The organism is Streptomyces sp. NBC_01520, assembly GCF_045040375.1.
Lineage (GTDB): Bacteria > Actinomycetota > Actinomycetes > Streptomycetales > Streptomycetaceae > Streptomyces.
Genome location: NZ_CP109404.1, coordinates 2,351,212 through 2,364,704 on the forward strand (window position 1 = coordinate 2,351,212; position 13,493 = coordinate 2,364,704).

Below are 13,493 nucleotides of genomic sequence, written 5' to 3' on the forward strand. Positions count from 1 at the left end.
CGGGTTCGGGAGATGCGGGTTCAGGGAGCGACGGGGGCGGTCACCTGCGGACGCCCCGGGCGGCGATCGCCTGACGGTACAGCTCGACGGTACCGACGGCCGCCCTGGCCCAGGTGAATCGGGCCAGCACGCGGTCGCGGCCGGCCGAGCCGAGGCGGGTGCGCAGGTCCGCGTCGCCGAGCAGCCGGCCGAGCGCGGCGGCCAGGGCGTCGGCGTCGCCGGGCGGGACTGCGAGGCAGGTCTCGCCGTCCGGGCCGGTGACCTCGGGGATCGCGCCGCCGGTGGTGGCGACGAGCGGTGTGCCGGTGGCCATCGCCTCGGCGGCGGGCAGCGAGAAGCCCTCGTAGAGCGAGGGGACGCAGGAGATCTGGGCGCTGCGGACCAGGTCGACGAGTTCGGCGTCGCTGATGCCCTTGACGAACTCGACGGCGTCCTGGAGTCCGTACCGCTCGATGGCCTGGGCGACGGGCCCGTCCTCGGCCCGCTTGCCGACGACGACGAGGTGCGCCCGCGGGTTCTCCGTACGGAGCTTGGCGAGTGCCTCGACGAGGTGGACGAGGCCCTTCAGCGGGACGTCGGCGCTGGAGGTGGTGACGATGCGGCCGGGCACCTCGGCGACGGAGGGGTCGGGCGACCACAGGTCGGTGTCGGCCCCGATGTGCACGACCCGGACACGGTCCGGGCGTACCCCGAGGTGCTCGACGATCTCCTGCTGGGAGGAGGCGGAGACGGTGAGGACGGACGGCAGCCGGCGGGCGACGCGCTTCTGCATGCGGGTGAAGCCGTACCAGCGGCGTACGGAGAGCCGGCGGCGGGCGGACTCCGCTGCGTCCAGGTCCAGTTGCCGGTCGACGGTGATGGGGTGGTGGATCGTGGTGACCAGGGGTGCACCGAGGTCGCCGAGCAGGCCGTAGCCGAGTGTCTGGTTGTCGTGCACGACGTCGAAGTCGCCGTGTCGGGCGAGGAGATGGCGCCGGGCCCGCAGGCTGAAGGTGAGGGGCTCGGGGAAACCGCCGGTCCACATGGTGGCGACCTCGGCGAGGTCGATCCAGTCGCGGTACTCGCCGCGTCCCGGCGTGCGGAACGGGTCGGGCTGCCGGTACAGGTCGAGGCTGGGCAGTTCGGTGAGCGGGACGCCCTCGTCGAGTACGGGGTAGGGCTGGGCGCCTATCACCTCGACGCTGTGTCCCAGCCGGGCCAGCTCGCGGCCGAGGTGGCGCACGTAGACGCCCTGGCCGCCGCAGAAGGGGTTGCCCTTGTAGGTGAGGAGTGCGATGCGCAACGGCCGGTCACCGTCGGTGTCCGACGCGCCGCCGCCCGCGAAGGGGCCTGTCTCTATGGCCTCAGCGGTCACACTCGGCCCCCTTCTCACTGCGTGTTCGCCGGAGCGTAACCGGTCGCGCTAATCTAGAACAAGTTTCAGACTTGTTCGTTCAACAAGCATCGAATCTACCGGCAGGTAGGTCGGTGGTGACGGCCGGATCAGGTGATTCGCGCCACGGCGGCCCCCCTGGCATGCTGTGCGCGCCCGGGAGACGGCACCCGGCCGGACAGGGAACGGGTTCCCCTTCTTCGGCACGGACCGCGACGCGGACGCCGGTGCGGATACCGGTGCGGACGGAAGCCTTGGACGGGGACAGATGACAGCGGAAGCCAGAGCGGCGGCATCCCCCCTGACGGAACGTCAGGAGGCTCGTCGGCGCCGCATCCTGCAGGCCGGTGCCCAGCTGGCCGGCCGGGGCGGTTTCGAGGCCGTGCAGATGCGCGAGGTGGCGGACGCCGCCGGGGTCGCCCTGGGCACGCTGTACCGCTACTTCCCCTCCAAGATCCATCTGCTGGTGGCCGTCATGCAGGACCAGCTCCAGCATCTGCAGCTCACGCTCCGCAGACGTCCGCCCTCCGGGGACGACGCCGCCCGGCGGGTCGCCGAGACACTGCTGCGGGCCTTCCGCGCGCTCCAGCGGGAGCCGCACCTGGCGGACGCGATGGTGCGGGCGCTGACGTTCGCGGACCGCGGGGTGAGCCCCGAGGTGGACGCCGTCTCCCGGCTCACGACGGCGATCATCCTGGACGCGATGGAGCTGGAGGACCCCACCCAGGAGCAGCTGTCCGTGGTCCGCGTCATCGAGCACACCTGGCACTCGGCGCTGATCACCTGGCTGTCGGGGCGGGAGTCGATCGGGCAGGTGGAGCGGGACATCGAGACGGTCTGCGGGCTGATCGGCCCGGCGCACGGGAGCGGGGACGGGGACACGGACGGATCCGTGGACGCGCCGGCGGTCTGAGAGGACATGGGCCCGGGGCCCATGTGCGGTGCTCACACCACACCCCCGTCAGGTGAGGTGCCCTGCACCATGTCGACGGCGCCACGGTGTTCATACGGTTCGGCCCACGTCACCCGAACCATGCCGAGGAGCCGGTCCCATGCGTCGCAGAGCTGTAGGCACCGTCCAGCACAGAACCCTGACAGCGGCCGTGCTCGCCACCGCCGGCATCCTCCTGGCGGGGTGTACCGCCGCCGGGCAGGCCGGCGGCGAATCCGGCTCCGGCGAGGACGAGGCCGTCAAGGTGGGCCTGGTCTACTCCCGCACCGGACTGCTCGCCGCGTACGGCAAGCAGTACCGCGACGGATTCATCGCGGGCCTCGACTACGCCACCCAGGGCACCGGCGAGGTCGACGGCCACCCCATCGTGGTCTCCGAGCACGACGACGCCGGTGACCCGGGCAAGGCGGTCTCCGCCGCGAAGAACCTGATCGGCAAGGGCTACAAGGTGCTGGCGGGCACCACCGACTCCGGCGTCGCCCTCCAGATGGCCCCGCTGGCCGCCCAGAACAAGGTGCTGTACGTCAACGGCCCGGCCGCCACGGACGCCGTGACCGGGATCAACGAGTACACCTTCCGCTCCGGCCGGCAGTCCTACCAGGACATCCTCACGGCGGGCACGATGCTCGGAGACCCCGAGGGCAAGAAGGTCACCGTCCTCGCCCAGGACTCGACGTTCGGCCAGGCCAACGTCGCGGCCGTCGAGGCGGTGCTCGGTGCCGAGGGCGCGAAGGTGGACTCCGTCCTCGCACCGCCCAGCGCCACGGACCTGACCCCGTTCGCCCGGCAGGTCAAGTCGGGCGGGCCCGACCTGGTCTTCGTCGCCTGGGCCGGTGCGACGGCCCCCGCCCTGTGGACCGCGCTGGACCAGCAGGGTGTGCTGACGGCGAGCAGGGTCGTCACCGGGCTGGCCGGGACGGCCTCGTACCCGGTGTTCGGAGCCGCCGGCACCAAGGTCTCGTTCCTCGCGCACTACTTCCCCGGCGCGGGCGGTGGCAACGCCGTGGAGAAGGCCATGATCGACGGCATCACGAAGGCGGGCGGCACACCCGACCTGTTCTCCACGGACGGTTTCACCGCGGCACAGATGATCGTGCGGGCCGTCGAGGAAGGCAGCCCCACCGACACGGCCGCCATGGTGAAGGCCCTGGAGGGCTGGAAGTTCGACGGGGTGAAGGGCGAGACACAGGTCCGGGCCGAGGACCACGCACTGGTGCAGCCGATGTTCGAGGCCAAGCTGAACGGGCAGGGCGCCGCCGCCGAGCCCGAGCTGGTGGGCGCCCGGCCGATGAACGACGTGGCACCGCCCGTCACGCCCTCGGCGGGCTGACCGGTGACCGCACACACCACCACCGCGCACGGCACGGGGGCGTGTACGGACGCCCCCGTGCTCCGGCTGGACGGTCTCGGCTGGAGCATCGGCGGGGCGACCATCCTCCAGGACGTCTCCCTGAGCGTCCGCGAGGGCGAGTTCCTGGCCTTCATCGGCCCCAACGGCGCGGGCAAGACCTCCCTGTTCAACCTCATCAGCGGGATCAGCCTGCCCACCGACGGCACCCTCGCCCTGGACGGCGCGGACCTGACCGACCTGCCCGTGCACATCCGCGCCCGGCGCGGCATCGGCCGGACGTTCCAGACCTCCAGCCTCTGGCCGCAGATGACCGTGGCCGAGCACGTCCGGCTGGCCGCGCAGGCCCGCCACGGCGGCTCGTACCGGCTGTGGCGGCGCGCGTCCCGCTACACCGCCGAGGTGACCGGTGTGCTGGAACGCACCGGCCTCGGCCATCGCGCCGGGGCCACGGCCGCGGAGCTCTCCCACGGCGAGAAGCGCAAGCTGGAACTCGCCGTGCTGCTCGTGGGCGAGCCCCGGCTGATGCTGCTCGACGAACCGATGGCCGGGGTGAGCGCCGAGGAGGTCCCCGCGCTCACCGAACTCATCCGCACCCTGCACCGCGACGAGGGCCGTACCGTCCTCATGGTCGAGCACCACATGGACGTCCTGCTGGGCCTCGCCGACCGGCTCGCCGTGATGCACCACGGCCGGCTGCTCGCCCTGGACACCCCTCAGGCAGTGACCGCCGACCCCGTCGTCCAGCAGGCCTACCTCGGGGAGGGCCTGTGACAGCCGGGCCGAAGACGCTTCTCGCCGTCCGCGGGCTGCGGGTCCTGATCGGCGGCAGGCACATCCTGCACGGTGTGGACCTGGACGTGGCACCCCGCGGGGTGACCGCGCTGCTCGGCCGCAACGGCGCCGGGAAGACCACGACCGTACGCGGCATCCTCGGCCTCGTCCCGCGCACCGGGAGCGTGCGGTTCGACGGCGAGGAGACCGTGACGCTGCCCACCCACACACTGATCCGGCGGGGCATCGGCTACGCCCCCGAGGACCGCGGTGTCTTCGCGGGCCTGACGGTGGCGGAGAACCTGCGCCTGGCCGAACGCCGCGGGGCGGGCGAGCCCGCGTACGCCCTCGTCCACGAGCTCTTCCCCGAACTGAGGCAGCGCGCCCGTCAGCAGGCCGGGACCCTGTCCGGCGGACAGCAGCAGATGGTGGCCATCGGCCGGACCCTGCTCAACGGCAACCGGCTGATCATCGCCGACGAGCCCACCAAGGGCCTGGCACCCAAGGTGGTCACCGAGGTCGCCCAGGTGCTGGAACGGGCGGCCGAGGCGGTCCCCGTGCTCCTCGTCGAGCAGAACCTCGCCGTCGTACGCCGCCTCGCGGCGCACTGTGCGGTGCTCGCCGACGGCCGGACGGCCCATCAGGGCACGGCGGACGGGCTGCTGGGCGACGCGGAGGCGACCCGCCGGCTGCTCGGCGTGGGACCGGGCTCGCTCACCACACATCCCGCGGAGGCGGATTCCTGATGTCCACCATCGTGCTGCTCACCATGACGGGCCTCGGCCTGGGTGCGCTCTACTTCCTCGTCGCGTCCGGACTCTCGCTGATCTTCGGCCTGATGGACGTGCTCAACTTCGCCCACGGGGCGCTGCTCTCCATCGGCGCCTACGGCACCTGGTGGGCGGCCTCCGGGAATCTTCCCGGCGCGGGCCCGGGCGGCTGGGGCTTCGTCCTCGCCGTCCTGTTCGGCACGGCGGTGGGCACCCTCGCCGCCGTGGTGCTGGAACTCGGAGTCGTGCGCCCGCTGTACACCCGGCCGCGCGAGCAGATCCTCGCCACGGTCGGCGTGGCGCTGGCGGTGCCCGCGCTGCTCTCCGGGATCTGGGGATCGGACGCCCGGACCTTCCCCGGGCCCGAGGCGCTCTCCGGCACCTTCGCGCTGCTGGGCGCCGACGTGCCGGTGAACCGGCTGGTCCTGATCGCGGCGGCGGCCGTCGTCCTCGTCGTCCTGCACCTGTTCCTCGGCCGGACCCGGCACGGTCTGGTCGTGCGGGCCGGGGTCGAGGACCGGGCGATGGTGACCGCGCTGGGCATAGACGTCCGCAAGGCGTTCACCCTCGTCTTCGCCATCGGCGGCTCGGTCGCCGCGCTCGGCGGAGCCCTCGGCGGGCTGTACTTCGGCTCCGTCGACCCCCGGCAGGGCACCTCGCTGCTGATCTTCGCGTTCGTCGTGGTGGTCACCGGCGGCATGGGCTCGGTGACCGGGGCCGCGGTGGCCGCCGTCGTCATCGGCCTGGTCCAGCAGTTCGCCAACTACTACACCGCGGCGGGCCTCGGCGACCTGGCCGTCGTCGTCATGCTCGCCGCGCTGCTGCTCGTCAGGCCGCGCGGACTGACCGGGAGGCTCGCGTGAGTACCGCCACGGAGACACACGACCGTACGGAGGGGACGCCCGCGCCCTCCCCCGCACGGGCCCCGGGCAACACGGCCCGGCTGCTGCGCTGGTGGCCCGCCGCCGTACTGGTCCTCCTGATCACCGCACCGTTCAGCGCGCTCCCCCTGCCCGGCTTGCTGGAAGGGCCGCTCGGCAGCCCGGGAAGCCTTCAACTCCTCGCCACCTGCCTGCTGTTCGGCGCCCTGGCGACCGGCTACGACCTGCTGCTGGGCCGTACAGGGCTCCTCTCCTTCGGGCACGCCCTGTACTTCGCGGTGGGCAGCTACGCCACCAACACGTTCCTGCTGGAGGCGGGCCTGCCGTTCGCCGCGGCCGCCGCCCTGGGTCTCTGCTCCGGGATCGCGCTCGCCCTGGTCCTGGGGGCGGTGAGCCTGCGGGTCACCGGCATCGGCTTCACCATGGTGACGCTGGCCTTCGCGCAGGCCGGCTCGATCGTCGTCGCCCGCAACCCCGGTGGCTTCACCGGCGGCGAGGAGGGCCGGGCGGCCCCGGCGGAGCTGCTGCCGTCCTGGGTGGTCGGCATCGGCAACACCGCGAACCTGTACTGGATCACCCTCGCCTACCTCGTCCTGACCCTCGGTGTCGTCCACTGGGCGGTCCGCTCCCCCACCGGCCGGGTCTGGGAGGGCATCAAGGAGAACGAGCGCCGGGTGGAGGTGCTGGGGCTGAAGCCGTACGGCTTCAAGCTGACGGCCTTCGTGCTGGCCGGTGGTCTGGCGGCGGTCGGCGGGCTCGTCCACCTCCTCCTCACCGGCGGCTCCACCCCGCAGACGACGACCTCGGACTTCACCCTGGCCCTTCTCGTGATGGTGGTGCTGGGCGGCTCCGGCACCCGCTGGGGGCCGATGGTCGGCGGCATCCTCTACGCCTGGGCGGACCACCGGCTCGGCGATCTCGCGGGATCGGGGGCGGTGGCCGATCTGCCCGCCGTCCTGAGGGTGCCGCTCTCCCAGCCCCTGTTCCTGCTCGGGGCGCTGTTCGTGGTCGTGGTACACGTACTGCCCGGCGGCCTGGCCCGCCTGCCGTCCCGTCTGCGCGGAACCCGCAAGGAGAACGCATGACCCCGTACGAAGAGATACGCGTCCCCGTGACCGGCGGGGAACTCGCCGCGCTGCGCTGGCCGGCCCGGGACCCCGGCGCTCCGGTGGTCCTGGCCCTGCACGGCATCACCGCCAACGCGCTGTCCTGGGGCCCGGTGGCCCGGCAGCTGGCCGGCCGGGCCACCCTGGTCGCCCCGGACCTGCGCGGCCGGGCGGCCAGCGCCGCGCTGCCCGGGCCGTACGGCATCGCCGCGCACGCGGACGACGCGGCGGCGCTGGCCGACGCGCTCGGGCTGGACCGGGTGGTGCTGGCCGGCCACTCGATGGGTGCCTTCGTGGCGGCGCTGGCCGCCGTACGGCACCCGGGCCGCTTCGGCCCGCTGGTGCTGGTCGACGGCGGGTTCGGCTTCCCGGCGCCCACCCATCTGTCCGCGGACGAGCTGATCACGGCGGTGATCGGCCCGGCCATGGCCCGGCTGTCGATGACGTTCCCCGACCGCGCCGCGTACCGGGACTTCTGGCAGGCCCACCCCTCGTTCTCGGACGACGGGTGGTCGCCGGAGATCGACGCGTACATCCAGCGGGACCTGACGGGTGAGGAACCCGCGATGCGCTCCAGCTGCCGTCTGGAGGCGGTCCGCACGGACGGGACGGACCTGTTCGAACAGGATGTGCTGTCGGCCGTGCACGCGCTCGCCGGGCCGACGACGCTGCTGTGGGCGGAACGCGGCCTGATGAACGAGGAGCAGGGGCTGTACGACGAGGCGAGGCTGGCCAGGGCCGGTCTGCCCGGCACGAAGGTCCGGGCGGTCCGGATCGGCGGCGTCAACCACTACACGGTACTCACGGGTGAACGGGGCTCCGCCCTGGTCGCCGACAGCCTGCTGGAGTACTCCGGCCACCTCTGAGGGGCCCGCGTGCGGCCGGGAGACCCAGGGTCTTCCGGCCTTCCCGGCCCTTCTAGCCCCGATCACCCGACAGCAGTTGGAGCCGCAACGCCAGTTGCAGTTCCAGGGCCCGGTCCGGCTCGTTCCAGTCGCGGCCCAGCAGCACCTGGATCCGGTCCAGGCGCTGCACCACCGTGTTCACATGGACGTGGAGTTCGTCCTTGGCCCGGATCAGGCTGCCGCCCGCCCCGAAGTACGCCCGCAGCGTGCGGACCAGGTGCGTGCCGCGTCGTTCGTCGTAGCGCAGGAGCGGGCCGAGGACCGCGGTGACGAAGCCGTCCACGTCCTTCGCGTTGCCGAGCACCACCCCGAGGAAGCCGAGTTCGTCGACGCAGGCGCCCTCGCCCGTGCGCCCCAGGACCCGCATCGCGCGCAGGCAGCGTGCCGCCTCCCCGTAGGCGGCGGCGAGTTCGCGGGCGCCCCGGGCGGGGCCCGTCCCGGCGACGGTGACGGGTGCCTGGACGAGGTGGCCGAGCTGTGCGGCCGCCGCCCGGGCGGACTCGCCGACGGGCACGGCGCCGTCACCGCAGTCGATCAGCAGCACGACCGTGCCCGCGTGTTCGGCGCTGACCCCGTGGATGTCCCCGCCGAAGAGGTAGCGCATCGCCGCGCCGCCGAGCTTCTCCCGGGCCACCGCCTCCGCCACCAGCAGCAGATGCGGCCGGTCCAGGTCGACGCCCAGGCGCCGGCCCCGCTCGGCGAGTCCGGCCGGGTCGCGTTCCGGGTCGCCGAGCAGGTCGCTGATCAGCTCACCCCGGATCCGGTTCTCGGTCTCGGCGACCGTGCGGCGCAGCAGCAGGAGCAGACCGGTGACGACACCGGCGCGTTCGAAGAGCCGCCGGTCGGAGTCGTCGAGCCGGCCGGCCCGGTGCAGGACCAGGCTGGCGAGGAGTTCCTGGCCCGCGAGCACGGCGCAGATCCACCGGCCGTCGCGGTGTACGGCGCGGGCCACGTGGCGGGACTCCTCGGCGGTTCCGGCGAGCCAGCCGGCGTCCAAGCTGTCGGCGGCGAATCCGGAGCCGTCCGGCCGTACGGCGGCCAGCAGGCGCCCGCCCGGGTCGTGGACGGTCAGAGGGCTGTCGAGCAGCCCGGCGACGGACACGGCGACGTCCTTCATGTCGCCGCCGCGCAGCACCAGGTCGGTGAGCCGGTCGTGGGCCTCCTCGGCCCGCTGCATGGCGGCCGAGTGGGCGCGTACGGCGGCGTTGGCCTCGGCCAGTTCGGCGTTCGCCCCGGCCAGTTCCGCGAGGGCCGACCGGGTGTCGTCCAGGGCCCGCGCGGTGTCGATCGCGATCGCGGCGTGCGCGGCGAGCGAGCAGAGCAGGGCGACTTCGTCGGGGCTGAAGACGCGTGGGGCGCGGTCGGCCGCGAAGAGGACGCCGATGACCTTTCCCGTACCGCCGCGGCTGGAGCCGAGGAGGAGGGGGACGCCGAGGATCGCGACGAGCCCTTCGTCCAGTACACCGGCGTTGATGTTGCGGGTGTGGCGGAAGCGGTCGTCGGTGCGGTAGTCGGGGGTCGCGTACGGGCTCGCGGTCTGTGCCACCAGTCCGCCGAGCCCTTCGCCCAGTTCGAGGCGCAGCCGCTGGAAGAGCACGGACACCGACCCGTCGGTGACCCGCATGTAGGTGTCCCCGGCCTCCTCGTCGGGGAGCGTGAGGTAGGCGGTGTCGGTACCCAGCAGCATCCTGGCCCGGCGCACGATGGCCTTCAGCACGTCGTCCAGGTCCCGGGAGGCCGCCAGGTCGCCCGCGGTGTCGAAGAGGGCGGTGAGCTGGAGCTCGCGGCGCCGGTGCTGGCGCAGGGCGCCCCTGATCCGCAGGGCGGTGGCGGCCGCCCGCTCCACCTCGGCCAGGTCGGCGGCGGGCACCCCGGCGGCCCTGGCCTCCGAGGTGACGGCGCCGAGCGCCTCGGCGGGGGCGTCGTCGGCCAGCAGGTCGAGGAGGCGTGCCAGGAGGAGCGCGGCGGAGGGGGACGGTGCAGACATGGGCGGCCATCGTCTCTCGGGGTGCGGGCGGAGGGTCAGTTGGCGGTCCAGCCGCCGTCCATCGCGAGGGAGGTTCCGGTGATGTGCCCCGTGCCGGGACCGCACAGCCACAGGACGGCCCCGGCCACGTCACCGGGTTCGATGAGCCGCTTGACGGCGCTGCGCTCCAGCATCACCCGACCGACCACCTCCTGTTCCGAGATGCCGTGGCTGCGGGCCTGGTCGGCGATCTGGTTCTCGACCAGGGGGGTGCGGACGTAGCCGGGGCTGACGCAGTTGCTGGTCACCCCGTGCTCCGCCGCTTCGAGTGCGACCACCTTGCTGAGTCCCTCCAGTGCGTGCTTGGCCGACACGTAGGCCGACTTGTAGGGGCTGGCGCGCAGCCCGTGCACGGACGAGATGTTGACGACACGCCCCCAGCCGCGTTCGTACATGCCGGGGAGCGTCCGGCGCAAGATGCGGAACGGGGCTTCCACCATCACCCGGTGGATCAGTGTGAAGCGCTCCGGCGGGAAGTCGTGCACCGGTGCCACATGCTGCAGCCCCGCGTTGTTGACCACGATGTCCGCGTCGGCGGGGAGCGCTTCCACCGCCTCGGCCATGGAGAGGTCGGCCACCCAGGCCGTTCCGCCGATCCGCTCGGCCAGGTCCTTCGCCGCGTCTGCGGCCTTGTCCACCACGTGGACATGGGCGCCCGCGGCGGCGAGCGCCTGGGCGCAGGCCAGTCCGATACCGCTCGCCGCACCGGTGACCAGGGCGGTGCGTCCGGCCAGGAACCGGTCTGCGGGCGGTGTGGGGGGTGCGTGGTCCGGGGTCCGGGAAGTCTGCATGGGCGTCACCGTAAGGACGTCACCGCCCGCATCACACGGGGTCGGTGCACACACCCTCGGGCGGGGCCATGGTGGCGGCGTACATGGTGCGGGGCGGGCGGCGGGCGGGCGGTCCCCGCCGTTCTCCCCGGCCCGCGGCGGGCGCAAGAGGAGCGCCGCACACAGCGGGAATCGGCGGATGTCCGTCTGTCACATGGGCGGGGCGCTCCCCGGCCAATAGTTTCCGGCCGGTAAGTCCGCACGCCCGACCCGACCAGGGAGGCCCCACCGTGCGCCCACCGACCCTCCGACGCCTGCTCCGCCGCATCGCGTCCGCCGCCGTCCTGATCCTGCTCGCCCCGGCCCCCGGTACCGCTCTGGCCGCCCCGCCGGCCACGGCCGCCGCCGGTCTGCGGCAGGTCACGGGCTTCGGCTCGAATCCCGGCAGTCTGCAGATGTACGCCTACACGCCCGACGACGTGCCGGCGGGCGCGCCCCTCGTCGTCGCGCTGCACGGCTGCGCACAGTCCGCCGACGCCTACTACTCCCACTCGGGCTGGCCGCAGTACGCCGACCTGTGGGGCTTCGACGTCGTCTTCCCGCAGACGACGTCGGCGAACAACCCGCTGTCCTGCTTCGGCTGGTTCGACCCGGCCGAGAGCACCCGGGGCCGGGGGGAGGCCGCGTCCGTCGCGCAGATGGTCGAGTACGCGAAGCAGACGTACGGCTCCGACGGCCGCCGGGTGTACGTCACCGGACTGTCGGCGGGCGGCGGGATGGCCGCCGACCTGCTGGCCGCCTACCCGGACGTGTTCGCGGGCGGGTCCGTGGCCTCCGGGCTGCCCGCGCAGTGCGCCACCAGCCAGGCCGCCGCGTCGGGCTGCCAGACGGGCCCGCAGAAGCTGTCGCCCGCCCAGTGGGGCGACAAGGTCCGCGCCTCCTACCCGGGCTGGACCGGCCCCTGGCCCCGGGTCTCGGTCTGGCAGGGCACCTCGGACTACACGGTCCACCCGGCCAACGCCACGGCGCTGCGCGACCAGTGGACCGACGTCTGGGGGATCGGCCAGACCCCGTCCCGCACGGAGAGCCTGCCCGGCGGCACGACCCGGAGCGTGTACGAGGACGCGTCCGGGCAGCCGGCCGTGGAGACGTTCTCGGTCTCCGGCATGGGGCACGGCCTGGCCGTGGACCCGGGGTCGGGCGACGGGCAGTGCGGGTCGACGGCCGCGTACTTCCTGGACACGATCTGCTCGACGTACCGCACGGGCCTGTTCTGGGGCCTGGACCGGGACACCCCGGGCGGCGAGGACGGACTGCCCGCCCCGGCCGGTCTGACGGTCACCGGGGTCACGGACGGCACGGCCTCGCTGGTGTGGGACGCGGTCGCGGGAGCCGCCTCGTACCGGGTGTACCGCGACGGCGCCCAGGTGGCCGCACCGGCCTCGCCCTCGGTCACGGACACCGGGCTGGGCGCCGGGACCGCGTACCGCTGGACGGTGGCGGCGGTCGACTCCTCGGGAACCGTCGGAGCCGTCTCGACGGCGGTGACGGCGACCACCACGGGCGGTACCGTACCCGCCCGGTGCGTCGAGGCGACGAACTACGCGCACGTGACGGCGGGACGGGCCCGCACCTCGGGCGGGTACGTCTACGCGAACGGCTCCGGGCAGAACATGGGCCTGTACAACGTGTTCGTCACGCACACGCTCAGGGAGTCACCGACGGGCCACTTCGTGATCGCCGACTCCGGCTGTCAGGCCGGGTCCTCGTAGTCGCCCCTGATCTCCTCGGGCAGTTCGCAGCCGTCCTCGACCGCGGTGAGCGACACGATCTGCTCCGTGCCGAAGCCCGCCATCGCGTAGTGCCGGGCGTACACCTTCCAGCCCCGCTTGGCGAGGGTGCGGAAGGTGACGTCCTGCTCCGCGTGGCTGGAGACGATCTCCCAGTCCCGCTGGCGCAGTTGCCGCACGGCCGCCTCGAAGGCGTCGGCCGCCCCCGCGGCCGGCGCGTCGCCCATCCAGGGGGCGATGCACTCCTGCCAGTCGCCCGCGGGCAGACCGGCCGTGGAGGTGTCACCGGCGGGAAGTCCCGCGGTCCCGGCGACGGCGGCTATCTCGCCGGTCACCGTCTCCTTGGTGAACGCCACGGTGGGCACGGGCGACGGTTTCGGCGCGGCCCCCTCCTCGCCGACGGGACCGCAGCCCGCGGTCACCGTCATGAATGCGCTCACCGCGGCGGCCGCTGCCGCCGTTCCTCTTGTACGCACTGGTGCTTCCCGCCCCGGTCGTTCCTGTCCACGGGCGCCCGCCCGTTTGATCCCCCGCCGGAGTTTCGCACGGGCTTTGACCTGCTGGGAAGCCCTTTCCCCGGGATCGCGGCCGGTCCCGTCGCCGTGCGCCCGGGGAGGGCGTGGAGCGCCCCGGTAGAGTGAACGGGTCGTCATCATGCCCGTACGGGGGGAAGCCGGTGCGAATCCGGCGCTGGCCCGCAGCCGTCATCCGTCCCCAGGGACGGTCAGCCGGAATGCCCCGTGCGTGAGCGTGACCGGCTCGTGCCACCGGAACCCCGGTGGCCGGCACCGTCGAGGTA

General features: G+C 73.3%; 12 protein-coding genes and 1 riboswitch. Of the genes, 8 read left to right on the plus strand and 4 right to left on the minus strand.

All coding sequences use genetic code 11. From position 1 onward, the window contains the following. Positions 1–40 precede the first annotated feature (40 nt). Positions 41–1,354 carry a glycosyltransferase family 4 protein gene (locus OG524_RS10680; protein ID WP_405391158.1) on the minus strand — a complete coding sequence of 438 codons (1,314 nt, stop codon included), beginning with the start codon at positions 1,352–1,354 and terminating at the stop codon, positions 41–43. A 286-nt stretch (positions 1,355–1,640) separates the two neighbouring features. On the opposite strand from OG524_RS10680, the gene OG524_RS10685 reads away from it, so the two are divergent. The 7 genes from OG524_RS10685 to OG524_RS10715 all read left to right on the plus strand — a co-directional run bounded on the left by OG524_RS10685 (position 1,641) and on the right by OG524_RS10715 (position 8,069). Then, a complete protein-coding gene (locus tag OG524_RS10685) occupies positions 1,641–2,285 on the plus strand; it encodes a TetR family transcriptional regulator (protein ID WP_405809986.1) in 645 nt (214 codons plus the stop codon). Positions 2,286–2,424: 139 nt separating this feature from the next. Beyond that, the gene (locus OG524_RS10690) at positions 2,425–3,654 is read left to right on the plus strand and encodes a substrate-binding domain-containing protein (RefSeq protein WP_405391156.1); all 1,230 of its coding nucleotides are present in this window, start codon (positions 2,425–2,427) and stop codon (positions 3,652–3,654) included. A 3-nt stretch (positions 3,655–3,657) separates the two neighbouring features. Then, positions 3,658–4,446: an ABC transporter ATP-binding protein gene (locus tag OG524_RS10695; protein ID WP_405809989.1), complete on the plus strand. Its 789-nt coding sequence runs from the start codon at positions 3,658–3,660 to the stop codon at positions 4,444–4,446. Continuing rightward, entirely contained in the window at positions 4,443–5,192 is a 750-nt protein-coding gene (locus tag OG524_RS10700; protein WP_405391154.1) for an ABC transporter ATP-binding protein, read from the plus strand. The genes OG524_RS10695 and OG524_RS10700 overlap by 4 nt, the downstream gene beginning before the upstream one ends. Then, positions 5,192–6,079, plus strand: a complete 888-nt coding sequence (locus OG524_RS10705) for a branched-chain amino acid ABC transporter permease (RefSeq protein WP_405809991.1) — start codon at positions 5,192–5,194, stop codon at positions 6,077–6,079. Before OG524_RS10700 ends, OG524_RS10705 begins: the two co-directional genes overlap by 1 nt. Then, positions 6,076–7,182, plus strand: a complete 1,107-nt coding sequence (locus OG524_RS10710) for a branched-chain amino acid ABC transporter permease (RefSeq protein ID WP_405391152.1) — start codon at positions 6,076–6,078, stop codon at positions 7,180–7,182. The genes OG524_RS10705 and OG524_RS10710 overlap by 4 nt, the downstream gene beginning before the upstream one ends. After that, positions 7,179–8,069, plus strand: a complete 891-nt coding sequence (locus OG524_RS10715; RefSeq protein WP_405391151.1) for an alpha/beta fold hydrolase — start codon at positions 7,179–7,181, stop codon at positions 8,067–8,069. The genes OG524_RS10710 and OG524_RS10715 overlap by 4 nt, the downstream gene beginning before the upstream one ends. Before the next feature lie 52 nt (positions 8,070–8,121). Here OG524_RS10715 and OG524_RS10720 read toward each other — a convergent pair whose 3' ends face one another. Then, positions 8,122–10,095 (minus strand): helix-turn-helix domain-containing protein, encoded by a 1,974-nt coding sequence (locus OG524_RS10720; RefSeq protein WP_405391150.1) that lies wholly within the window; start codon positions 10,093–10,095, stop codon positions 8,122–8,124. Between the two features lie 35 nt (positions 10,096–10,130). Next, positions 10,131–10,925, minus strand: coding sequence for a 3-hydroxybutyrate dehydrogenase (locus tag OG524_RS10725; protein ID WP_405391149.1), 795 nt, complete (start codon positions 10,923–10,925; stop codon positions 10,131–10,133). 269 nt (positions 10,926–11,194) lie between these two features. On the opposite strand from OG524_RS10725, the gene OG524_RS10730 reads away from it, so the two are divergent. Continuing rightward, a complete protein-coding gene (locus tag OG524_RS10730; RefSeq protein ID WP_405391148.1) occupies positions 11,195–12,676 on the plus strand; it encodes a PHB depolymerase family esterase in 1,482 nt (493 codons plus the stop codon). Here OG524_RS10730 and OG524_RS10735 read toward each other — a convergent pair. Next, positions 12,658–13,122 (minus strand): hypothetical protein, encoded by a 465-nt coding sequence (locus tag OG524_RS10735; protein ID WP_405391147.1) that lies wholly within the window; start codon positions 13,120–13,122, stop codon positions 12,658–12,660. The two genes, OG524_RS10730 and OG524_RS10735, sit on opposite strands and share 19 nt — an antisense overlap. Positions 13,123–13,330: 208 nt before the next feature. Next, a riboswitch (cobalamin riboswitch) is annotated at positions 13,331–13,454 on the plus strand. The last annotated feature ends 39 nt before the right edge of the window (positions 13,455–13,493 follow it).

Bases quoted from the DNA above. Each gene is read 5' to 3' on its own strand.
- OG524_RS10685 (WP_405809986.1), top strand. From the start codon at position 1,641: ATGACAGCGGAAGCCAGAGCGGCGGCATCCCCCCTGACGGAACGTCAG.
- OG524_RS10690 (WP_405391156.1), top strand. From the start codon at position 2,425: ATGCGTCGCAGAGCTGTAGGCACCGTCCAGCACAGAACCCTGACAGCG.
- OG524_RS10705 (WP_405809991.1), top strand. From the start codon at position 5,192: ATGTCCACCATCGTGCTGCTCACCATGACGGGCCTCGGCCTGGGTGCG.
- OG524_RS10715 (WP_405391151.1), top strand. From the start codon at position 7,179: ATGACCCCGTACGAAGAGATACGCGTCCCCGTGACCGGCGGGGAACTC.
- OG524_RS10720 (WP_405391150.1), bottom strand. From the start codon at position 10,095: ATGTCTGCACCGTCCCCCTCCGCCGCGCTCCTCCTGGCACGCCTCCTC.
- OG524_RS10725 (WP_405391149.1), bottom strand. From the start codon at position 10,925: ATGCAGACTTCCCGGACCCCGGACCACGCACCCCCCACACCGCCCGCA.
- OG524_RS10735 (WP_405391147.1), bottom strand. From the start codon at position 13,122: ATGACGGTGACCGCGGGCTGCGGTCCCGTCGGCGAGGAGGGGGCCGCG.